This is a genomic window from Peribacillus sp. B65, assembly GCF_058513295.1.
Genome location: NZ_CP195840.1, coordinates 3720887 through 3744150 on the forward strand (window position 1 = coordinate 3720887; position 23264 = coordinate 3744150).

21 protein-coding genes are annotated in these 23264 nt (G+C 39.7%); 4 read left to right on the plus strand and 17 right to left on the minus strand.

The genetic code is table 11. The annotated features are described in order from the left end of the window. Positions 1 to 326: 326 nt before the first annotated feature. From ACSR9O_RS18160 to ACSR9O_RS18185, 6 genes are all read right to left on the minus strand, one after another. The gene (locus ACSR9O_RS18160; protein WP_101224860.1) at positions 327 to 1832 is read right to left on the minus strand and encodes a malate:quinone oxidoreductase; all 1506 of its coding nucleotides are present in this window, start codon (positions 1830 to 1832) and stop codon (positions 327 to 329) included. 616 nt (positions 1833 to 2448) lie between these two features. Beyond that, complete coding sequence (coaA, locus tag ACSR9O_RS18165; RefSeq protein ID WP_101224861.1) at positions 2449 to 3369, minus strand: type I pantothenate kinase; 921 nt, start codon at positions 3367 to 3369, stop codon at positions 2449 to 2451. A gap of 96 nt (positions 3370 to 3465) precedes the next feature. Continuing rightward, on the minus strand, positions 3466 to 3759 hold the full coding sequence (locus tag ACSR9O_RS18170) for an RNA polymerase alpha subunit C-terminal domain-containing protein (RefSeq protein ID WP_260356538.1): 294 nt from the start codon (positions 3757 to 3759) through the stop codon (positions 3466 to 3468). A 178-nt stretch (positions 3760 to 3937) separates the two neighbouring features. After that, a complete protein-coding gene (locus ACSR9O_RS18175; protein WP_101224863.1) occupies positions 3938 to 5332 on the minus strand; it encodes an amino acid permease in 1395 nt (464 codons plus the stop codon). 328 nt (positions 5333 to 5660) lie between these two features. After that, complete coding sequence (locus ACSR9O_RS18180) at positions 5661 to 6620, minus strand: L-threonine 3-dehydrogenase (RefSeq protein WP_101224864.1); 960 nt, start codon at positions 6618 to 6620, stop codon at positions 5661 to 5663. A 44-nt stretch (positions 6621 to 6664) separates the two neighbouring features. Further along, positions 6665 to 7855, minus strand: coding sequence for a glycine C-acetyltransferase (locus tag ACSR9O_RS18185; protein ID WP_241589991.1), 1191 nt, complete (start codon positions 7853 to 7855; stop codon positions 6665 to 6667). A gap of 375 nt (positions 7856 to 8230) precedes the next feature. On the opposite strand from ACSR9O_RS18185, the gene ACSR9O_RS18190 reads away from it, so the two are divergent. Further along, positions 8231 to 8371 carry a hypothetical protein gene (locus ACSR9O_RS18190; protein WP_491724870.1) on the plus strand — a complete coding sequence of 47 codons (141 nt, stop codon included), beginning with the start codon at positions 8231 to 8233 and terminating at the stop codon, positions 8369 to 8371. Positions 8372 to 8806: 435 nt separating this feature from the next. Here the strand turns inward: ACSR9O_RS18190 and ACSR9O_RS18195 are convergent, their stop codons facing one another. After that, positions 8807 to 10075, minus strand: coding sequence for an S-adenosylmethionine decarboxylase related protein (locus ACSR9O_RS18195; protein ID WP_491724871.1), 1269 nt, complete (start codon positions 10073 to 10075; stop codon positions 8807 to 8809). Between the two features lie 289 nt (positions 10076 to 10364). Between ACSR9O_RS18195 and ACSR9O_RS18200 the strand changes: the two genes are divergently transcribed. Further along, positions 10365 to 11264 (plus strand): 3-hydroxyacyl-CoA dehydrogenase, encoded by a 900-nt coding sequence (locus ACSR9O_RS18200; RefSeq protein WP_101224867.1) that lies wholly within the window; start codon positions 10365 to 10367, stop codon positions 11262 to 11264. 167 nt (positions 11265 to 11431) lie between these two features. Here the strand turns inward: ACSR9O_RS18200 and ACSR9O_RS18205 are convergent, their stop codons facing one another. The 6 genes from ACSR9O_RS18205 to ACSR9O_RS18230 form a co-directional block, all read right to left on the minus strand. Continuing rightward, positions 11432 to 11959, minus strand: coding sequence for a YehS family protein (locus ACSR9O_RS18205; protein ID WP_101224868.1), 528 nt, complete (start codon positions 11957 to 11959; stop codon positions 11432 to 11434). A 128-nt stretch (positions 11960 to 12087) separates the two neighbouring features. Beyond that, positions 12088 to 13050 (minus strand): tRNA dihydrouridine synthase, encoded by a 963-nt coding sequence (locus tag ACSR9O_RS18210; protein WP_101225034.1) that lies wholly within the window; start codon positions 13048 to 13050, stop codon positions 12088 to 12090. Positions 13051 to 13445: 395 nt separating this feature from the next. Next, complete coding sequence (gene rlmD / locus ACSR9O_RS18215) at positions 13446 to 14834, minus strand: 23S rRNA (uracil(1939)-C(5))-methyltransferase RlmD (protein ID WP_230177836.1); 1389 nt, start codon at positions 14832 to 14834, stop codon at positions 13446 to 13448. Beyond that, positions 14831 to 15715 (minus strand): DNA-3-methyladenine glycosylase family protein, encoded by an 885-nt coding sequence (locus ACSR9O_RS18220; protein ID WP_230177837.1) that lies wholly within the window; start codon positions 15713 to 15715, stop codon positions 14831 to 14833. Before ACSR9O_RS18220 ends, rlmD begins: the two co-directional genes overlap by 4 nt. A 122-nt stretch (positions 15716 to 15837) precedes the next feature. Beyond that, on the minus strand, positions 15838 to 16623 hold the full coding sequence (gene pdaA / locus ACSR9O_RS18225) for a delta-lactam-biosynthetic de-N-acetylase (RefSeq protein WP_491724872.1): 786 nt from the start codon (positions 16621 to 16623) through the stop codon (positions 15838 to 15840). A 399-nt stretch (positions 16624 to 17022) separates the two neighbouring features. Further along, positions 17023 to 17208, minus strand: a complete 186-nt coding sequence (locus tag ACSR9O_RS18230) for a hypothetical protein (RefSeq protein WP_101224872.1) — start codon at positions 17206 to 17208, stop codon at positions 17023 to 17025. A gap of 109 nt (positions 17209 to 17317) precedes the next feature. On the opposite strand from ACSR9O_RS18230, the gene ACSR9O_RS18235 reads away from it, so the two are divergent. Beyond that, entirely contained in the window at positions 17318 to 17455 is a 138-nt protein-coding gene (locus tag ACSR9O_RS18235; RefSeq protein ID WP_170971547.1) for a hypothetical protein, read from the plus strand. A gap of 47 nt (positions 17456 to 17502) precedes the next feature. Here the strand turns inward: ACSR9O_RS18235 and ACSR9O_RS18240 are convergent, their stop codons facing one another. Continuing rightward, positions 17503 to 19071 (minus strand): fumarate hydratase, encoded by a 1569-nt coding sequence (locus tag ACSR9O_RS18240; protein WP_101224873.1) that lies wholly within the window; start codon positions 19069 to 19071, stop codon positions 17503 to 17505. A 294-nt stretch (positions 19072 to 19365) separates the two neighbouring features. Then, positions 19366 to 19551: an SE1561 family protein gene (locus ACSR9O_RS18245; protein ID WP_101224874.1), complete on the minus strand. Its 186-nt coding sequence runs from the start codon at positions 19549 to 19551 to the stop codon at positions 19366 to 19368. 149 nt (positions 19552 to 19700) lie between these two features. Between ACSR9O_RS18245 and yfkAB the strand changes: the two genes are divergently transcribed. Next, positions 19701 to 20828, plus strand: coding sequence for a radical SAM/CxCxxxxC motif protein YfkAB (gene yfkAB, locus ACSR9O_RS18250; RefSeq protein ID WP_101224875.1), 1128 nt, complete (start codon positions 19701 to 19703; stop codon positions 20826 to 20828). Positions 20829 to 20864: 36 nt separating this feature from the next. On the opposite strand, the gene ACSR9O_RS18255 is transcribed toward yfkAB, so the two are convergent. After that, a complete protein-coding gene (locus ACSR9O_RS18255; protein ID WP_101224876.1) occupies positions 20865 to 21677 on the minus strand; it encodes a YfkD famly protein in 813 nt (270 codons plus the stop codon). A 469-nt stretch (positions 21678 to 22146) separates the two neighbouring features. Next, complete coding sequence (gene cax / locus ACSR9O_RS18260) at positions 22147 to 23205, minus strand: calcium/proton exchanger (protein ID WP_101225035.1); 1059 nt, start codon at positions 23203 to 23205, stop codon at positions 22147 to 22149. Positions 23206 to 23264: the final 59 nt, after the last annotated feature.

The window sequence follows — 23264 nt, forward strand, 5'->3', positions numbered from 1 at the left end:
GATGCTATAATAGCATCCCTCAGTTTGTAGAAAAGGGGGTTCTATCTAAAAGTTAAAACTAATTTATTGGAGCGGGTGTACGAGACAGGGGAGACCCCGCAGGCGCAAGCGGAGGAGGATCCCGGACCGCCCGCGGAAAGAGATTGCCTATCGTTCCAATCAACGTCCAAATTGTACTAGCGCCATAAACTCAATTTTCTTCGTGTTTGCCTACAAATAAGCTTCCTTAAATGAATAAGGCTTTAAAACAAAAAAAGAACCTTCAATCAATGATAGATTAAAGGTTCTGTTATTTTTAATTTCAATGTTACTTCAGTATCCAAAAATTAACTATAAACTAGCTCTTTTTTTTTGCTTAAACCAAGCGTCTCTGATGTTGAGGTTTGAATTTCGTGCAGAAGCTCAGTATTTTCCATTAGTGACTCTCCATAAGAAGGAATCATTTCTTTAATTTTCGGTTCCCACTCTTCCATACGTTGCGGGAAGCATTTATTAATTACCTCAAGCATAACATGAACAGCAGTAGAAGCCCCTGGAGAAGCACCTAGCAATGCTGCAATCGAGCCATCGGATGCACTGACAACTTCCGTACCAAATTGAAGTGTACCTTTTCCGCCTTCAGCAGTATCTTTGATAACTTGTACACGTTGGCCAGCCACTACTAAATCCCAATCCTCGCTCTTAGCGTTCGGGATGAACTCTCGTAACTCTTCCATGCGCTGTTCCTTCGATAACATAACTTGCTGGATCAAGTATTTTGTCAATGGCATCTCTTTTGCGCCTGCCGCCAACATAGTTAAAACATTATTAGGTTTTACGGAAGTTATTAAATCGAGCATTGAACCTGTTTTTAAGAACTTCGGAGAGAAGCCTGCAAATGGTCCAAAAAGCAACGATTTTTTATTATCGATAAAACGTGTATCAAGATGCGGAACAGACATTGGTGGAGCACCAACTTTAGCTTTTCCGTATACTTTTCCATGATGCTGCGCAACAACTTCCGGATTATTACATACCATGAAGTATCCACTAACTGGGAATCCGCCGATATGCTTCCCTTCAGGAATACCGGATTTTTGCAGCAAATGCAAGCTTCCGCCCCCGCCGCCGATAAAGACGAATTTAGCATTATGGCGTTCTACGCTGCCAGTATCGACATTACGAACTTTTAATTCCCATGTGCCATCGCTAGCCCGTTTAACATTATCAACACTATGTTTATATTTGATATCGACGTTTTTAGTCTTTAAGTGGTCAAACAACATGCGTGTCAAAGCACCAAAGTTAACGTCAGTACCGTAATCAATTTTTGTTGCCGCTATAGAATCATTTGATGGACGGTCTTGCATAATAAGTGGAATCCATTCCATCAGTTTTGCTGGGTCATCGGAAAACTCCATACCTTTGAACAGAGGATTTTTTGACAGCGCTTCAAAACGTTTCTTTAAGAACGCTACATTTTTATCCCCTTGTACCATACTCATATGAGGCAATGGCATGATAAAGTCTTGCGGATTATCAATCAGCTTACAGTTTACAAGATACGACCAAAACTGCAATGAAACTTGGAACTGTTCATTAATTTTAATTGCTTTGCTTATATCTATAGATCCGTCAGACTTTTCGGATGTATAGTTAAGCTCACAAAGTGCAGAATGACCCGTACCCGCATTATTCCATTCGTTAGAGCTTTCTTCTCCTGCGTTTGCAAGCTTCTCAAATACTTTGATTTCCCATTCCGGTGCTAACTCTTTCAGTAATGATCCCAAAGTCGCGCTCATGACTCCGCCGCCAATTAAGATAACGTCTGTTTGTTTCTGTATGTTGCTCATTATAACCTTCCTTATCCCCTATATTTTCAAAAAAGATGTAGGCGCTCCTGCTTAGGTGTCACAAAAAGCCAGGCACGAACAAGGAACACACCTTTTCTGTCTCCTTATAACTATATCATAGTCTATTATTATTATTTCATAGATTAAAATATTCTACTATTACTTTTTTTGTTAAAATATTGATTTTGTGAAGAAATTAGCTTAAACTTATCCGCCCCAATAGTCGCATTAAAAGATTTCTTCAGCAACTACCCCTTATTGAAGGAAGAAACTGTTAGTGAAATAATATTGACACATCGGAAAAAGCGACGAAAAAACACATTTATTGACAAAATCAGAAGTGAAATTAGAAGGATTTGTAACCATTTCCCTAAACAATAAGTACCTTCCTGAAAATGTTAAACTCCTACCTTTTTAACTTGTATCATAAATTTCACCCAATTATTAGATATTATAACAATACCAATAATTACTGATAATTAAACCAATATAAGGTAAGACCATTGATAATATTGCTAATTTTAAGACTTATGGCATAGTCCTTATAAAAAATTCCTTACTTTATTGCTATTACAAAAAAATATTATTCTAATACACATTCCTTATATTCATTATATTATTTTCGCATAAAGATATTTTCAACTTTGTGTTCTGATCCTTTTTTCAAGACGAGTTTTGCCCGTCCTTTTGTCGGCAGTATATTTTCATGTAAATTTTTCAAATTGATTTCATCCCAAATTTGAGTCGCTTGTTTAATGGCCTGTTCCTTAGACAAGTTAATATAACGGTGAAAATAGGATTCAGGACTTTGAAATGCGGTCTTTTGAAGTAAAAGGAACCTTTCAACATACCATCTTTCTATGTCATTTACATCTGCATCTACATAGAGTGAGAAATCAAAAAAGTCACTGACGAATACTTGGTTTTCCTTGTCTACTTGAAGAACATTAACACCTTCCACTATTAAGATATCCGGATTACAGATAGTCTGCACTTCATTTGGCAAAATGTCATACTTCAAATGTGAGTAGATGGGAACTTCCACTTTATTTTTTCCTGCTTTTACATCTCCTATAAGATTGATTAATTTTTGAGTATCATAACTTTCAGGAAACCCTTTTCTTTTCATGAGTCCTTTTTCTTCTAAAAGATCATTTGGGTACAAAAAACCGTCGGTAGTGACAAGACCTACGTTTCTGTGATTATCCCATCTAGATAATAAAGTCTGAAGCAACCTTGCTGTCGTACTCTTTCCTACAGCAACGCTCCCTGCAATCCCAATGATATAAGGTACTTTTTTAACATCAGTTTTTAAAAATGAAGTGGTGGCTGTGTTAAGCTGCTGAGATGCTTCAACATGTAAATTGATCAAACGAGTCAAGGGCAAATAAACCTCTTCTACTTCCTGAATCGATATTTCTTCATTTATTCCTTTTAAGTTATCCAATTCTTCTTCAGTTAAAGGAAGAGGAGTATGGTTTCGCAGAGATGCCCACTTTTCTCGATTGAATTCAAAATAGGGAGTATAGGAACTCATGATTTTTCGTTACCTCACTTTTTAGAGTTACTATCAGTTTAACAAGGATGATGATCATAAAAAAGATGTTCCTGATCCCTTATCCACGTAAAGTGATTAATCTTTGAATGATAACCCGCCTGTCTCCAAAGCAGCCCTAAGTTTAGGTAAAGAAGCTGGTCCCATACCGTGAAAATTCAAAATCTCTTTTTCACTATATGTTGAGAGCTGTTGTAAAGAGGTTACCCCATTGTATTCCAATGCACGTCTGGCAGGTGCCGAGAGCACTGAAAGAAATCCGGTGTCCGGTTTTCGTTCCTGCTCACATACAGGGCAGGTCGGACAATCGCTGGATTTATAGTATTTGTGTCCCTTTTCGCAAGTCCTCATATTCTTCTTTGAAGTTGTCATTGTCAACTTCCCCTTTTCTTAAGATTTTTAATCCGAACATAAAAAGTTCACACTTCAAAATGAAGCAATCATTTTAATCCATTTTATCATCTCTTGTTAAAACTGAACTGCCCTTTTGGTTTCATTGGAAAAGGGCTGCCGCAGCAACCCTTTGTAAAAACCCAAAGTGAATGATAGATTAACCCACTTTATCTTCCTTAGCCTCTGCCTGAGCATTGGCTTGTACACGCTTGTCTATTCCAAAAGCGAAATAACTAATTACAACGATAGCCAGAAAACCTACTCCAACCATAAGTGATATGCGTGTGTCATCATTAAACCACATACCGATTAATACCATGACCAAGAAAGCGATGGTCAGGTAGTTTGTAACAGGTGCAAAAGGCATCTTGAATGGATGATTGTGCATTTCAGCTTTTTTGACTTTCCTGAATTTAATTTGACTGATCAGAATGACAAACCATGGAATCATTCCAGGAAGTACACTCGCACTGTATACATGCACAAATAAATTTTCTGGTGCAATATAACTTAATACAACCCCAAGTGCTAACCCGACTATCACTCCAAAAGTACCGAATAAAGGAACACCGCTATTAGATACTTTAGCAAAGAATTTTGGTGCTTGTCCATTCATCCCTAATGTGTAAAGCATGCGTCCAGCACTGTAAATACCACTATTGCAGCCAGACATAGCAGCCGTGATTACGACAAAATTAATGATTCCAGCTGCTGCCGTGATACCAACCTTCGCAAAAGTCGCAACAAATGGACTGCCAATCGCGCTTAATTGATCCCAAGGGTAAACGGTTACAATAATGAAAATTGCACCGATATAGAAGATTAAAATACGCCAAATGGTACTTTGAATCGCTTTCGTTATCGTTTCTTGCGGATTCTTTGCTTCACCAGCTGTAATCCCAATTAATTCTACACCTTGATAAGCGGCAACCACCAGTGAAAGAGCAAAGAAGAAGCCCTTCCAGCCACCTGTAAATAAACCGCCATGCTCCCAAAGATTCGATAATCCTAAGGCTTCCCCTCCGTTACCTAATCCAAAGAAGATAAGTCCAAAACCTGCAACGATCATTAAAATGATTGTCACGATTTTAATCAATGCAAACCAAAATTCAATTTCCCCAAAGGATTTAACGGAAATTAAGTTCGCTGCTCCAAGAATCACCATTGCGATTAAACCTGGAATCCAAGCAGGGAGATCAGGGAACCAATACTGCATGTACGTCCCCACTGCAATAATTTCTGCCATCCCGACAATAACCCATTGGAACCAGTTACTCCATGCTGTCATATACCCAGCCAATGGATGAATGTACTTATAACCAAATGTCGCAAATGAACCTGTACTTGGCTCCAAATACAACATTTCCCCCATTGCGCGCATGATCAAGAATATAAAAAGCCCAGATATCGCATAAGCTAACATTACAGACGGGCCTGTCCATTGGATCGTGCTGGCTGAACCCATAAATAAACCGACACCAATCGTTCCGCCCAAAGCGATCATCTGAATATGACGACCTTTCAACTCCCTATTCAAATCTTTGTTTGCCATTCCATTTCCCCCTACACTACTAATAGTCGAAATTTTTTCAAGATGCTTAATACACTCCCTATTTAGTATAGAAATGATATAGCAGGCTCCACTTTTTTTATCTTTCTTAAAGCTGCCTCATAAAATCATTCTTCACTCTTAAGCATTCTGACAGTTGGAAAGATTACCATAAAATTTCATGTTATTTCTTAATTCTGTTCAAGGTTTCATAGAAAGCGCTTACTTTTTAACGTTTATAAAAGCTCACCCCTTAAACATTAAAATTCCCCTGTATAAAGTAACCCGAATAAAAGAGTATTGCAACTCTTTTATTCGGCTGGCAGGTTTATTATGCTGTTACTAAAAGGGACTTTATTCTCAGCTTTAACAACATATCATTCGTCATTTTCTCCAAATCATATTCCGCCTTGAATCCCCACTCTTCCTTCGCACAAGTTGAATCAATTGTATTTGGCCAACTGTCTGCAATGGATTGTCTTACAGGATCGACTTCATAATTCATGACAAATTCCGGAATATGCTTTTTAATTTCGGCTGCAATTTGCTCCGGATCAAAGCTCATGGCAGAAACATTGAAAGAATTCCGATGTTTCAATTTTGAGGCATCTGCCTCCATTAATGTAATGATGGCTGCTAAAGCGTCCGGCATATACATCATATCCATATACGTTCCCTTATCAATGTAAGAAGTATATCGCTTGTTTTTAATCGCTTCATAGTAAATTTCAACTGCATAGTCGGTAGTTCCGCCGCCAGGAGGTGTCGCATACGAAATCAGTCCCGGGAATCGAAGACCTCTCGTATCAACCCCAAATTTATGATGATAATAATCACATAATAATTCTCCGGATACTTTGTTCACGCCGTACATCGTGTTCGGCCGTTGAATGATGTCTTGCGGTGTCCAATCTTTAGGAGTGGTTGGACCAAAGGCACCAATTGAACTAGGTGTAAATAATTGGCAATCGAGTTCTCTTGCAGATTCCAAAGCATTGACCAATCCGCCCATGTTTAAATGCCAAGCTAAAAGCGGCTTTTTTTCAGCTGTTGCCGACAATAAAGCGGCTAAATGTATAATCGTATCCACTTCATGTTTTTTTGCCATGTTATACATCGCTTTTTCATCTGTAACATCCAATATCTCAAATGGACCCGATTGAGCAACATCGCTGTCCGTTTTTCGAATATCTGTTGCAATGATATTGTCAGCTCCATAAATCTCTCTCATTTTCAGCGTCAATTCTGAACCAATTTGACCTAAAGCCCCCGTTACCAAGACCTTTTTCATCAAAAATCCCTCCCCATGTTTTAAACTCTGAAACAAGCAATCTCTTATATGATCGACATCTCTTTTCCTACTTTTTCATAAATGGCAATTGCACGATCCAGCATCTCTTTTGTATGAGCAGCAGTAGGCATATTCCTCACTCTTCCTGTTCCTTTTGGAACGGTAGGGAATACGATGGATTTAGCATACACACCTTCTTCATTCAGCCTTTTGCTGAATTGCTGCGTTTTTGCTTCATCACCTATAATGCAAGGCGTAATCGGTGTTTCGCTCTCCCCGATATCAAACCCTAATTCTTTTAGGCCTTTTTTCAAATAATCGCTGTTTTCCCACAGCTTATTTTGAAGTTCTGAGCTATTCATCAAAATATCGATGGCTTCTATACTAGCTGCAACTGCTCCCGGTGTGGCAGCCGTTGAAAATAAAAATGGACGGCTTCTCACTTTTAACCAATCAATCAAATCTTTCTTTCCTGCTACATAGCCTCCAACAACACCAATGGCTTTGGATAATGTACCAATTTGGAAATCCACTTTATCCGATAATCCAAAATGTTTTACCGTTCCTGCACCATTACCTAATACACCTGAACCATGCGCATCATCAACATACGTAATTAAATCGAACTCTTCAGCTATCTTCACAATTTCAGGAAGCTTGGCAATATCCCCATCCATCGAGAAAACCCCATCGGTGATAATCATGATCTTGTTATACAATCCGGACTCCTTTGCTTGACGTGCTTTTGTCCGTAAATCGTCCATGTCGGAATGGATAAAAGGAATAATTTTCGCCTTGGATAATCGGCAACCATCAATGATTGAAGCATGATTCAGTTCATCTGAAAGAATGGCATCGTGTTTATCCATCACTCCTGAAATCGCTGCCATATTACAGTTAAATCCAGATTGATAAGCAATGGCTGCTTCTGTATGTTTAAACTCGGCAAGCTTTTCTTCTAATTTGACATGAATATCTAACGTTCCGTTGATCGTACGAACGGCACCGGCACCGACACCATATGTTTTAGTCGCTTCTATGCAAGCCTCTATTAATCGTCTATCTGTTGCTAAACCTAAATAATTATTGGATGATAAATTAATTAGCTCTCTGCCTGCAATGGTGATTACCGGACCGTTTGGACCTTCCACCGGATCAATAACGTTGTAAAGCCCTTTTTCTTTTAAATCTTCCAAATTTTCTTTCAAAAATTTATTTAATATTTCACTTGACATTTAATATACCCCCTCATTGATGGTTGGAATAAATGCAGGATCTTTATATGTTTTACCCCTATTTAAAAAAACATTGTATTTTTTCCCTTTTTTCCAAAAATACACGTGTCTTCTCCATAAACACACTCAACATTAACGTAAATCCCTTTATACTAAGTGTTATTACAATCATAATAATTGATAATTTTAATGTTGTCCATATTGTGTGGACAAAAAAATTTGAATTTTTGTAGTTTTTACAATCAGCATTCGCCTGAAATGCGTTTATATCAATGGAAATACGAAGATAATTTCATCAATTTTCCAATGTAACCGATGTTTTATCTACGGGTTTTTTGGAGACATTAACCATTAACCTAATAAAGGAGTGGTATTGTGAAAACTGAAAATGAAAAGACCTCAGAAGGCCTAAATGAGATTTTTGAGATTATCAATGCAAAAGGTGACATTGGTGAATTAAAAGAAATCGTCCAAAAATCTGATGAACAAACAAATAAAATCAACCAAGGGGATTGATTATCCTCTTTCAGTTTTGTCGAAAAAGGGAGTCCGGAATGGTCTCTTGTCGAATCCCTTCCACGATTTTACCGAAGTGATTTCACCACTTTTTAAAACAATACTTGGTGCCCCCTTCCAGATGAGACTTGGCAGATAGTCGGCGGAAAGGGAGCGAATTTCTTAAACTTTTTTAAAGAAAAAACTGAAATTGTCTATGGTCTGCAAGGGCATTAATTATCCTCTTTTTTGTCTGTTTTACATTGTACTAATGGACGTTAAAGTGCATTACAACAATAAAAAAAGAGCTGCTGATCAGCTCCGGATATTGCCGTAACTTACACGTAAAAAGCAGATCAAAAAACAAAAAAGTTATGCACATTCAGAAGGAAAATGTGCACAACTTTAGTTGAAAATTTAAGCCAGCTCAATTCTGATGCCGACTTAAAATTCACATTATTGATTCATCTTTTTCATTCTGTGAAGTAAAGGACCATCTGAATGATTGTTTTCACCAATTACAAAACTCGTCATATAATAGGTCAAATATTGACCGTAATGATTATTGGTATTTAACAATAACTCATCCACATAGTATACCCCTTTGGGGATTTGATCCATTAGCAGCACCGATAATGAAGCATATATCCCGCAGGCCACTTGAAAGTATGTTGCATTGGTTTTGTATTTGGAAAAGATATCGCGATTCTTTAATGTATTATACATATAACGCTCCTTATCTTGATAAACGATAAGGACACCAACTAGATCTTCCCCGTCAAGTTCGGCTTCAAGCGGATCGAGAACCTTCATGTCATGGTTCCATAATTGATCGGCGTCATCCAGTTTCGAGCGGATTAACTCCGTCGTATGGTCATTTACCTTATATAAAAAGCCGCCTTCCATATCATACAATTTACATAAAGTATATACTTCCTCATGAGGCATTAAACAACCATAAAACTGTTTGTCCCCTAATTTGACCTTAAATTCGACATCATAAACATTTTCATATAAAAAGAGCGGTGTATGGTGATTCATAAACATTGGATAGCATGAAATAGCCTCATCCAGAAAGCACTCGGGAGACCAGGTTGTGTAAATGACGTCATTCTTTGCCTTCGATTTGTCCTTAAAAAACGAATTGTCATGCTCTACAATGTAACAGCCAAGCGGTCGTTCCTCTGAATCACTCTTTAGCAGCTCAATGGCCATCCATTGGACCACCCCTGGATTCATTCCCGACCCAATGATAGCTGTAGAATTGGAAAATTGATCTTTAACCTTTTCAAAATGCCTGATCCGTTCAATTAGAGGAAACCCATAATATAATTCTTCATTTTCATCGATCATTGTGTTTTCTAAAGCGGAATTAACATAATTAACGCCTATTGCGTCGCAGCATTGCAGCATTTCAACCGTATCCGCCCATGAAAGATCAATGACACATAATGTTTTTGTGCTTTCAAGATGCTTAATAAACCGCTTTGTATCTTTTAAATCAAATTGATGCAGTACAATTTGATCTTTTAGCTGTGGAAATAATTCATGATAATATTTTTCTTCCTTTTGTTTAATATCAATTAAGTGAATAATACAACTGGATATAAAAAGATGGATTGGATCCTTTTTATCAATAGCTGATTTATTCAATATGGAAAGTATTGATTTTGCGGCCCCTCCTGCACTCCCAAGAATGGTTATCACTTTTTGGTAATCATCCATTTTTGCACCTCGTCCAACCTTTTTATTATAAACTATGTGGTTACGAGTGAAATGCAATGGGCAACAGAAGAAATGAGCAATACGTACAAGCTATCATCAATCCAAAATGATAGGAAGGTTATGAAGAACCTCCTGCATCTAAGAAGGGGTGTTACGTTTTAATATGCGTTTATCGGTCCCTTAAAGGGAAAATAATATATATCCTAAGCTATTCCTGCCTGCATCTATTTTCAAGCTAAGTGAAATAATTAACAAGTAGAGATATCCAAAGAAATAAAGGAGAATGACTATGAATTATCAGAATATCACGATTGCCGGCAGCGGCGTTTTAGGAAGTCAGATTGCATTTCAAACCGCATTCAAAGGATTTAACGTATCAGTATATGACATCAATGATGAAGCATTAGAACGTGCAAAAGATAGGATCACTAATTTAAAGCCATACTATAAAGAAGACATAAGCGCTGCCGAGGAAGATCTTAATACTGCTTATACCCGCATTTCTTTCCACAGTGATTTATCTGCGTCAGTTGCCGAAGCTGATCTTGTGATTGAAGCGATTCCGGAAGTAGTTCAAATCAAAACCGATTTTTACACAGAGTTAGGAAAAGTGGCACCTAAAAAAACAATTTTCGCCACGAACTCTTCTACATTATTACCAAGCCAATTCGCCGAAGCGACAGGCCGCCCAAAGAAATTCCTCGCTTTGCACTTCGCTAATGAAATCTGGAAAAACAATACGGCAGAAATCATGAAGCATCCTGGAACGGATAGTGAAGTTTTCGAAGAAGTGATTGATTTTGCAAAAGCGATTGGAATGGTTCCTCTGCCTTTACATAAAGAACAGCCAGGCTATATTCTGAATTCCTTATTGGTTCCTCTTTTGGATGCTGCCCAAATGCTCTTATTAAAAGGAGTGGCTGATACGGAAACCATCGATAAAACGTGGATGGTCGCAACAGGGGCACCTCTTGGTCCTTTCGCCATATTGGACGTGGTAGGAATCAATACCGCTTATAATATTTCACTTGCAAAAGCGAAAGCGACAGGTGATCCAGAGATTGAAAAGCTGGCTAACTTATTGAAAACAGAGTATATCGATAAAGGGAAAATCGGAAGAGAAGCAGGAGAAGGCTTCTATAAATATCCCAACCCCAATTTCGCAAAACCAGACTTTTTAAAAGGTTAATGATTCAGAAGGTGCCTTGAGGGTGCCTTCTGTTTTTTTACTATTTCGCACTTTCTATCCCTTAAATAACGTTCATACGAAAAAAGACCCAGAAATCGGAAAAGTACTTTTCACGAAATCATGGTCTAATCGTAATGATGTGCATAATAGAAACAGTTACTGAATCCTTATCCCCTATATCTCAAAGTTAATCCTTTTAAGAAATTCCTCGCGTATCGATCTCCGCACTCTTTATAATTCCTATGGCCCACTTTTCTTAGTATAGCGCTTAATTCCCCTTTGGTTATCATGACTCCTGCTTCTTCCAAAATATCAATCATATCCTCACTGGTTAATGATAATGCTATTTTCAGTTTCTTCAGAAGGATATTGTTCACACTTTCCTTATTCTTTACAGCCGGTGCCTGACTTTGAGGCTGACCAGGTTTTGGCTCTTGTCTCCCTCTTTTAAAAATGATCAAACCATTTAAAAAGGACTCTAACATCATGTTATTGCAGGTTATCCCATCTTCCTCTTCATCCATATCATCATATTCTTCATATTCATCATAATAATCATCTTTTGGTTTTGTGAGCATCTGCATGACTTCTTCCATTGTCACTTCGATCTCCCCGAGTTTAAATATCTCTACCATATCTTTATTTTTAATATCAAGCGCATATCTTAATCGAATTAATATATCATGATTGTGCATCCAAAAACCTCCTATGTATTTTCTCTATTCACAGTACTTTCATTATTTCACAAATTGATGGAAATAAACGCAGGTTAAAATCCGAGAACCTTTTACAGATTCCCGGATCACTCTGCTTATTGCTCCCATCAACATTCTTTTCCAAAGTTATCAAGCAATGCACGCACTTCATCTGTTGATTTCGTGTTCATCAATTGATTTCTTAATTCACCAGCTCCACGGAATCCTTTGACATAAATTTTGAAAAAGCGATGAAGCCCTGTGATTGAACGTGGTAGTACTTCCGCATATTGATCTTGAAGATCGAGCTGCAATCTTAAAAGATCAAGGTATTCTTTACTGCTATGCTCTTTTGGCTCTTTTTCAAAAGCAAAAGGATTTTTAAAAATTCCTCGCCCGATCATAACGCCATCAATACCATATTGTTCAGCAAGCTGCAGTCCAGTTTGACGATCAGGAATGTCTCCATTGATTGTTAGTAGCGTATTTGGTGCGATACGGTCACGTAATTTTTTGATTTCCGGAATTAGCTCCCAATGCGCATCTACTTGGCTCATTTCCTTTCTTGTACGTAAATGAATGGAAAGGTTCGCAATATCCTGTTTTAAAATTTGCGTCAGCCACTCCTCCCACTCATTTACATCATTATAGCCAAGTCGTGTTTTCACGCTGACAGGCAGTCCGCCCGCTTTTGCTGCTTGAATAAGTTCTGCCGCCACGTCTGGACGCAGAATTAGGCCACTACCTTTCCCTCTCGATGCCACATTCGGTACAGGGCAGCCCATATTAATATCGATGCCCTTAAATCCTAGCTCTGCCATGCCAACACTCATTTGACGGAAATATTCGGGATTATCCCCCCAAATATGTGCCACCATTGGCTGCTCATCTTCTGTAAAAGTCAAACGGCCACGCACACTTTTCATGCCCTCTGGATGGCAATAGCTATCCGAGTTTGTAAACTCTGTGAAAAATACATCCGGTCGACCGGCTTCACTTACTACGTGACGAAAAACAACATCTGTCACATCTTCCATTGGTGCAAGTACAAAAAATGGTCGTGGTAAATCACGCCAAAAATTATCTATCATTTCAAACTCAAATCCTCTCACTATGGATACAACTTCAAACTCTCGGTCAAAAAATATAAAAGCCAAGTGCTCCACTTCTTTTACACTTATATCATGCTTAATAACTCCTTATCAAACACAAGTACATTTTGGACATTTATAATTTGTGAAAATCGGCAATGTTTATTTTAAGGAAAATCTGTCCGAATGGAATTGACGGCGGACTTGAATACCCAAAACGCATTTACAGCTCAAACCCACCAGAATTACATTATGAAGAAGAATAAAAAATAGGAGAACATGTTTTAATAGAAACATGTTCTCAGAAAATCAGTATTTTATTCAATACATGATTCCAATATATTTATCCATTTACATCAGTGTAAAAACTATATACAAAAGCAACTAGCGATTCGTTAGTTTCCTTCTTTTAGTATGAGTTGCGAGACACACTCTACATGGCTCGTCTGCGGGAACATATCCACAGGCTGTATGGCCTCAACGCGATAAGAAGTGCTCAGTTCTTGTAAGTCCTTGGCCAAAGTGGAAGGGTTGCATGATACGTACACTATGGTTTTCGGTTTTACTTTCAAGATTGTCTGCAGTAATGATTGGTCACAGCCTGATCTTGGCGGGTCGACGACAAGTACGTCCGGTTTCCAGCCTTCTTTGGTCCAGCGTGGAAGGATATTCTCGGCCTTGCCTGTTTCATAGTATACATTGTCGCGTTTATGTTTTTCAGCATTTTTCTTGGCGTCCTCGATGGATTCTTTAATGACATCCATTCCTCTGACTTCCTTGGCATTTTCAGACAGCCATAGACCAATGGTTCCTACACCGCAATAAGCGTCAACCACTTTTTCCGTGCCGGTTAAGGCTGCCGCTTTTTTCACTTCATCATATAAGCGAACAGTTTGAACGGGGTTAAGCTGGAAGAATGTACGCGCTGATAGTTCGTATGATAGGTCACCCAATGTTTCGTTGATGACTTTTTCGCCTGCCAGGTGAATCGTTTTTTCGCCAAATATCAGTGATGTGTTTCGGTTGTTGATGTTTTGAACGACCGATTTCACTTCTGGCAATTGGTCCCGAATTTGTTTTAGCAACTGATCTTTTTGTGGAATTTCCTCCGCACCTGTAACAAGGACAACCTGCACTTCACCTGTTTCAAAGCCTACCCGTGTAATGACCGTACGAATAACACCTTTTCTTTTTCTTTCGTTATATATTGAGATGTTCAGGTTCTTTAGAATCTTTTTCACTGTACGTGTTACCTTATTTGTTGCCTTATGCTGTACAAGGCAATTCGGGATATCGATCAGATTATGGGAATTCAAGCCGTAAAGGCCAGCAATCAATTTACCATCTTTTTGGCCGACTTGGTACTGACTTTTATTGCGGTAATTCCAAGGATCTTCCATACCGATCGTTTCTTTTACATTTAATGAAGAAACCGGGAATTTCGAATGGCGCTCCATCGCTTGAATGACGATATCGCGCTTTTCGATAAGCTGCTGGTCATAGCTTAAATGCTGTAACTGACATCCGCCGCATTCAGCGTAAACCGGACATGGCGCTGCAATGCGATGCGGTGATTCTTTACGGATGGTTTTTATTTTCGCCTCGGTGAAGTTTGGCTGCACCTTTGTGACCAAAGCTACAATTTCTTCACCAGGCAATGCTCCTGGGACGAAGACGACTTTCTTTTTGAAATAACCGACTCCCTCTCCATTAATGCCAAGCCGTTTAATCGTAAGGGGAAGGGTTTGATCCACTTCCAGTTTTGTATCTTGAATGTTTGTCATTTCTTTTCACTCCGTTTTTCAATGCTTCTCCACAAATAGAGGGAAGCGTAGCTTAGATATGGAGCCCATTTCTCACTATAGGACTCCATTTCTTCTTGGGTTGGCTTTTGCGGTAAGCCATATAATATTTTCAAGGCATTTTGAATGCCAATATCGGCTTTAGGAAATAGGTTCGGCCGGCCAAGTCCAAAAAGCAGGAAGTTTTCAGCCGTCCATCTACCGATACCGCGTATTTTTATTAGTGTATCCATAACCTCTTGATCGGATAGCTTTTCCATTATATCAAGGTTGAGATGGCCCTGAATGACCTGCTCGGAAAGTCCGATGACGTATTCCGCTTTCCGGCCGCTGAATTGAATGGCTCTCAATTGCTCGATTTTAAGTTGGGCGGTTGTTTCCGGCGTCGGATAAAACCAGGCACCTTCCATCTGGTAGCCGAAGGTTTTAACGAATCGTTCCGTAAGCGTATGGGCAAAGGATAAGTTCAATTGCTGATGTATGATGCATTTAACGAGGCAACTGTAGTAATCGAAGTCCAAGACTATGGCAGTACCGCGGTGCTCTTCGAAGATTTCACGCAAATCGGATTCCCGGAAATGCCTGGAAACGCCTTCTAATGGCTGATGCCAATGAAAGACCTTTTTTAACCGTTCGATCGCTTTTGACTTGTATACCTCTGAATGACCTTTGATGATAAAAGATGGTTCATCGATATTTCCTATTGCTTGAACCTGCAAAACGATTGGTTCATTTTCTATATAAAGCGGAACTTTTACCGTCCTGTTAGTGAAATCAACTACCTGAAGTGGGTCTAACGATAATCGTTCGAGAACTAGATCGAAATTATAGGGTCCTTGAACCTGTAATTTTTCTGTCCACACAAGCGATCCATCCTTTAGCAGTTTTCCACGTATTATAGCATGTTTCCTGAAATATTACTTGAATTTGAGGAGAATGGATAAAAGCGGGACCTGAATTATCTCTACAGGACCCGCTTTTCACTTTAATAAAGCATTCGGTTCGGCAACTGCTTCTCAATCATTAAATCATCAAGGCTACCGAAAGCATACCCCTGATTTTCAAGATCCGTCAGAATCGAGTCCAAAGCATCCGCATTATCCTTCGATACGGTATGCAATAATAATATCGCACCGGGATGAATCTGCTTAAGCACTTCATCGTGTGCGAACGCGGCACCCTTTTGTTGATCAACAATCCAGTCTCTATAGGCCAGTGACCAGAAGATGTGGTAATACCCTTCTTTTTTTGCGATCCTCATCGTTCTTTCATTAAATACCCCACGAGGCGGCCTTAAGTAGTTCATTTCCTTTTGCCCCGTTAATTTTTCCGTTGCTTCTTTTACCCGCTCAAGCTCCGTGCGAATCACATCGTCCGTCACGCTGGTCATATCCGGATGGTTCCATGAATGGTTTCCTACGATATGCCCCTCATTAGCCATACGGACAACAAGCTCAGGTGCCGTTTTTAAATAATGACCCGTGACAAAAAAAGCTCCAGGAGCACCATGTTTCTTCAGGACATCTAAGATTTGGGCCGTATAGCCATTTTCATAACCGTTATCAAATGTTAAATAAACGACTTTTTTCTTTGTATCCCCCTTATAAATCGCTTCATATTCAGGCAGCATTTCATTGAATTTTTTACCGGCATCGGCAGGTGTCCCATTTTTTCCTTTATTGAAACCCCAGTTATAGGATTCTGCAAAAGCCGGGCTTGCCAAAGAGCATATCAAGCAAATAAAAGCGGATAAAATCACCATTTTTTTCATTGGAATATCCCCCATGTTCTTTTTTCTTATTGTTTGGAACATGGAGATTTATATGCATGATATTGTGAAGGTCGAATTGATCTCGTTGTAGGTCGAATTTTTCGCTCCGTAGGTCGAATTTCTGCCGCTTTAGGTCGATTTTTCGCTCCGTAGGTCGAATTTCTGCCGCCATAGGTCGAATTTTTTGCTCCGTAGGTCGATTTTCTGCCGCTTTAGGTCGAATTTCTGCCGATTTAGGGCGAATTGGTCTCGCCACAGGTCGATTTTTCGCTCTTGAGCCGTATAAATTTCGCTCTGGATCAAATTAACGCCCCGGAGGCCGAATTAGTTCGTTAGTGTCTATAATCAGACGCAAAAAAGGGCCTCTCCTCCGAAAAGGATTGGCCCTCCATGTTTTGTTTATCCTTTAAATAGCGCTTGTGCCGCCTTCCAAATAATGGCGATAGCGAAAATGAGAACGATTACAATTCCGATTACGTCAAGGAATGTTTCAAGTCCGGAGAAAATCGTGTTTGCCACAGGAAGTTTGATGAAAGCAAAACCGGTTAGCATGGCCATAAAGAATAAGAAGTAGTTATTCTGCATGAAAATCCCCCCTTTCTCTTCTAATGTATGTGCGACCTTTCCAAAAGATTGTACTTTTTTGAGGTAATTTCCGCCTTTTTTTCATATACATTAGCAGGGGGGGAATGAAATGCTGGAATGGGTTATCACTTTAGGCTTTGTTGGTTGTCTTGGTTTAAGTGGTGGAGTGTTTGTTCATTTTGTGAAAAGTGGATTGAATTTAGAGGATGCATCAAGGATCGATCCACTGCCGGAAATAGAGGAGTAAGCTATGCAAAAGACGCTCACCGTTTGGCGAGCGTCTTTTGCATACATTTATTTAAATACTGGTTCTTTGAATTGCGCCAATTTTTCCAATGAAGATTGCTGAACGTCTTTATGCAGGCTGTTTCCATGTGAATCCATGGTTACCACGGCAGTAAATCCTTCAACATTCAGATGCCACATTGCTTCTGGAATACCAAATTCAGTGAAGTTCACACCTTCGACGGATTTGATGCAGTCTGCATAATATTGAGCAGCCCCGCCGATTGCATTTAGATAAACGCCGCCGTGCTCACTAAGTGCTTCTAGTGTTTTTGGTCCCATTCCGCCTTTACCGATAACTGCACGGATGCCGAATCGTTTCATGATATCGCCTTGGTATGGTTCTTCACGAATACTTGTTGTCGGTCCAGCAGCCTTCACATGCCATTTGCCTTCTTCGTCCTTCAGCATAACCGGTCCACAGTGATAGATGATTTGTCCATCTAGGTCGATTGGTGCAGGATTTTCAGATAAGTGCTTGTGGATGGCGTCACGGCCTGTATACATTCTGCCGTTAATATGAACGACGTCACCAACTTTTAATTCACGGATTTGTTCTTCCGTGATTGGTGCTTGCAGGGTGATTTCACGGGAAGCTTCAACGTCCGATTCTGCAGCGGCTGCCACTTCATCCTTCGCTGCTTTTTCTGCTTCCAAAGCAAAGTCGATTTTCTCCCCTTCTTGATATAACCACTCATTGATTTCGCCTGTTTCCGGATTGACTTTCACTCCTAAACGGCGGAACGCCCAGCAATTGTAAGCAACGGAGACGAAAAAGCTTGCCGGAATACGGTGCATGACACCGATTTTACATCCAAGCAACGTAGTTTCGCCGCCAAAGCCCATCGTGCCGATTCCCAATTCATTAGCTGTATCCATGATGTAATCTTCAAGTTTACGAAGGTCTTCATTCGGATTCACATCTTCATTACTGCGGAAAAGTTGAGCCTTAGCCAGATCATATCCGGATGAACGGTCCCCTCCGATACCAACTCCGATGAAGCCGGCACTGCAGCCTTGTCCTTGTGCTTGGTAGACAGAGTGAAGGACACATTTACGGATTCCGTCCAAATCACGGCCCGCTTTTCCCAATCCTTCAAGCTCCATAGGCAGACTGTATTGGATGTTTTTATTTTCACAGCCGCCGCCTTTTAAGATAAGACGAACATCAATATAGTCTTTTTCCCATTGATCGAATTTAATGACAGGAAGACCTTCCCCAAGGTTATCCCCGCTATTTTCACCCGATAAAGAGTCAACTGCGTTTGGACGAAGTTTTCCGCCCTTTGTCGCTAAGATGATCGCATTCCGGATTGCTTTTTTTATTTCAAGTTGGTTCACGCCAACTGGAGTTTTTATTTTGAAAGTCGGCAGACCAGTATCCTGACAAATCGGTGATACATTGTCGTCAGCCATTGTAATATTATTCGTGATGGTGGTCAGGCTCAATGCAGAACGAGTACCTGCATTTTCACGTTGTTTTGCACTTTTGACCGCACGACGAACATCCTTTGGAAGATTCGTTGAAGTTTCAACGATAAGACTGTACATACTTTCTTGGAATTTTTGAATATCCAAATTTCTCTTCCCCCTCTTATTTCCCCTAGATTAGATTTAATCATTTCCCTGCTTCTCTATAAATAGCGAATGATACAACACCCGTTTTATTATACATCTAACATAATCTTTCGAAAACAAGTAATTATTTTTCATAATGAAAAGCAATTTGGAGAGAAATGAGCAAACCCGCCAGAAATAACCCATGAATTAAATTTCATCACCAATCATTTCCATTAAAAAAGGATGACGCAGTATTCCCGTCATCCCTTCATGAATATTAACATTGAAAAAATCATACTATCGAAACAGATATTAATCTTCGCGGGTTTTGAATTGTTCCACTTTGCCTTCCAAATCATCTAACATGCCGATCAAACGGTCTATATCTTCCAACTCCGTATTTTCCGGTTCGATATGATCAAGAACTTCCATGAACATCGTGAGGCGTTCTTTTAAGTATGTTAATTGTTCGTTTTTACCTGTAATGGATTTTCCCATGAGGCACTCTCCTTCCGTTCTTCTTTCATCGTAACGAAATCTGCTTGAAAGTGCAATGGCAAGCTATAAATGCACTCTCCGCCATTTGACATTTTTTGTCCCCATTGTTCATAATGGGTTAGTGCATTATTACGTAAGGAGTTTTAAATATGTCAATAATCAAGCAAGATCTTTTAACACCAATTACACCCAAGTATGACCCTTGGGAAGCATATATGGACGTTGAACAATATGGAAAGCTCAGCCTTACCAATGTGGAGTTCACCACCACCACCCTTTGCAATATGCGTTGTGAGCATTGTGCCGTAGGTTACACACTCCAGCCCAAGGACCCGGATGCACTGCCACTGGAATTATTGATTCAGCGCCTCGATGAAATCCCTTTGCTTCGCTCGCTCAGCATCACTGGCGGGGAGCCGATGCTTTCAAGAAAACAAGTGAAGAATTATGTTTTGCCTCTATTGAAATATGCCCGTAGCCGCGGGGTCCGGACACAAATCAATTCCAATTTGACCCTTGACCTGGAACGGTATGAGGAAATCATTCCTTATTTGGATGTTCTGCACATTTCCCATAACTGGGGAACGATCGATGAATTCATTGATATCGGCTTTGCCATGATGGATCGAAAACCATCTCGGGAACAGCGAAAGAAATTATTCGATAAAATGATTGAAAATTCCCGTGCCCTGACCAAGGCTGGTGTGCTGGTTTCTGCAGAAACGATGCTTAATAAACGGACATTGCCGCATCTTGAGCATATTCACAGACAGATTGTCGATGAAATGGGATGTCAAAGGCACGAAATTCATCCGATGTATCCAAGCGATTTCGCTTCGGCACTTGAAACTTTATCATTGGACAAAATGCGTGAAGCGATTCATCATTTGCTTGATATCCGTGATGAAAATGTTTGGATGCTTTTCGGTACCCTGCCATTTTATCCTTGCAATAACAGTAAAGAGGATATAAAGCTGCTTCAACGCCTTTATGGTTCACATAAAGTAACTGTTCGTAATGACCCTGATGGACGTTCCCGGTTGAACATCAATATTTTTACCGGGGAAGTGATCGTGACCGATTTCGGTGACGCGCCTACATTAGGGAATATCAAAGACCAACCTTTGACCGAATCCTATGAAACATGGATGAATTCGAAACTCGCCAATGAATTGAATTGCCATTGTCCGGCAGTCAAATGCCTAGGCCCGAATGTTCTCGTCAAAAATGCATACTACCCGAAGGAGGACTTCAGGATCAGGAAGTCAACCATATGAAGAAAAAAAACTCGCCATTCCGGCGAGTTTTTCAATTTACCTGGGTTGCTGCGAGACTGTAAAGCTGAAGGAAACATGGTCCTGAACCGGTATCCATGCACCGATGCCTTGTGAAGTGATGTTCTTTATCGTAATGGTTCTTTTACTTCCTTTTAAGTTCAAATACACTTCCCCATATGTGATCTTCCCTTTTTCATTGACGGCGGAAGCATAACTGGATAAGTAACCTATCCTATTAGAAGCAACATTGTATACTTCATCTTTTTTTGTACCAGCTCCGATGATCGTTTCAAAAGCCAACGGCAAATTCGTTTTCTCAGTGGCTTTTAACAGCATCATCTTTTGAACATCCTCTGCCTTAGGGATTTTCGCAGTAAGACCGCCACTCACTGCCTTTTGACTTTCCTGGACATAACGGATCCTGTATGGAACCTCACCGCCGCGATTATCGTAGTAATTCGTATTGATTTTTTGGTACTCCCAGTTTGGCGCCGTTTCCGAAGACTCATAATTCAATGCCCAATGGCCAAGGTAAATCGTCGCCCTGTAACCAAAAGCAAGCGGAGCTTTTGCAATTGCCGATTCATTCAACATATGGATGAGTTCTGGATTTTCAATCTTGATATCCGACGAATCGATCAATTGTTCGGCCAACTTACTCGGCTGCAGCATCGGAAGATCCTGGGTTGGGTTCGGATACGTATTCTCCTTTGCAATATTCAAAACGGAAGGTGGGATTTTCACCATATTCGGATTTGCTTTGCCTTCTGGAATATCAGCTGCAAAACTTACATTCGCCTGAATAAAGGCAATTAGGGCAATCATCGTAATAAGAATAGTTCTTCTCATGCTGTCGCACTCCTTTTGAGGGGTTCAATCATTTTGTTATAGATTTTGTTTTTAGCTAACATTCTATACATTTCATTCTTATTTCGATTTTGTAATGAATTTGTAAAGTTCAGAATATTTACTTTTTTATTTAAATCGGTTATACTTATTTTACATTATAAAAAGGAGGCGAAATCGTTCATACCTATTAAACCTTCAGGAGGTATGCTTATCGAACAATCCATGACACCCTTTTAAAGGATGACAGAAAACGAATTCGCCTATACTTAAATCTGATGTAAAAGGATGGTGTGACACTCTAGAATATTTCTCAACTTTTACAAAAGCATGATGAAAAATTTTGGAATGACTTATGAATGGTAATTTACTAATATAGAAATGACTCTGCTAAATCTAACCTGAGCAGAGTCATTTTTATTTTTGAATTATATAAAAAGAAAGACCTCCCGCATCGGAAGGCCTGCATTTCTTATAATAAGTAAAATCCAATTCCCATGATGAAGTAAGCGGCCAATAAGGTAAGGCCTTCAAACCAGTTCGTTTCCCCGTCATTCGAAATCATGATCATCAGAAAGACTGCTGTAACCATTGATATAAGTTCTGGCATTGTGAAAACAAGCGGCATATGAGTTGGATACATTAATGAAATAAGTACGAGTACAGGAGCTACGAACATCGCTACTTGAAGTGTGGAACCAACGGCAATTTCCACTGCGACATCCATTTTGTTTTTATAGGCCATTATGACGGCTGACGCATGCTCTGCCGCGTTACCCACGATTGCAACGATAATGACACCTATGAATAACTCCGACCATCCGAAGGTTTCCCCCACCTCGCTGAACGTATGAACAAGTTTCTCCGATACATACGCAACGGCCAATGTAGCGGCAGCAAGTATAATAATTGCCTTTTTCCTGCTCCACTCCGGTACTTCCTCTTCATGTTCCTCGGGTTTCTCCGTATGCTGATATACCCCACGGTGAGTAACCAATTTAAAGAATAATGCAGCAAGATATAATAAGATCAAAATAATGCTAATTCCTACACTTAACGACATCGTACGTGATTCACTCATATCTTGTGTGAATACTTCCGGTATGACGAAGGCTACAATAACTGCAAAAATCAATAGACCGGCATTATGCCTCGCATCGAATACATTAAATTTCTGCCGTTTGTATTTAGTCCCTCCGACAAAGAATGAAAGTCCTGCCACCAACAATAAGTTTCCTAATACGGAACCAGTTAAAGAAGCCAACACGACCCCCACAAGCCCCGCCTTTAATGAAAAGATGGATATGATCAATTCCACTGCATTTCCAAAGGTTGCATTCAAGAGACCGCCAATCCTTGGTCCCATAACGATCGCTAAGCTTTCAGTCGCACGGCCCATGAATCCTGCTAGCGCAACGATGGTTAAGCAATATACGATGAACATGATCACGCTCGGCCAATGCAATAATGACCCAATGACTGATATAGGGACGCCTAACAGGACAAGCCCAAAAAATATTTTATTCACGATACTTCTCCTCACAATCCTATAATTCCTTTATGTAACAAAAACTATCATACATAATCTTC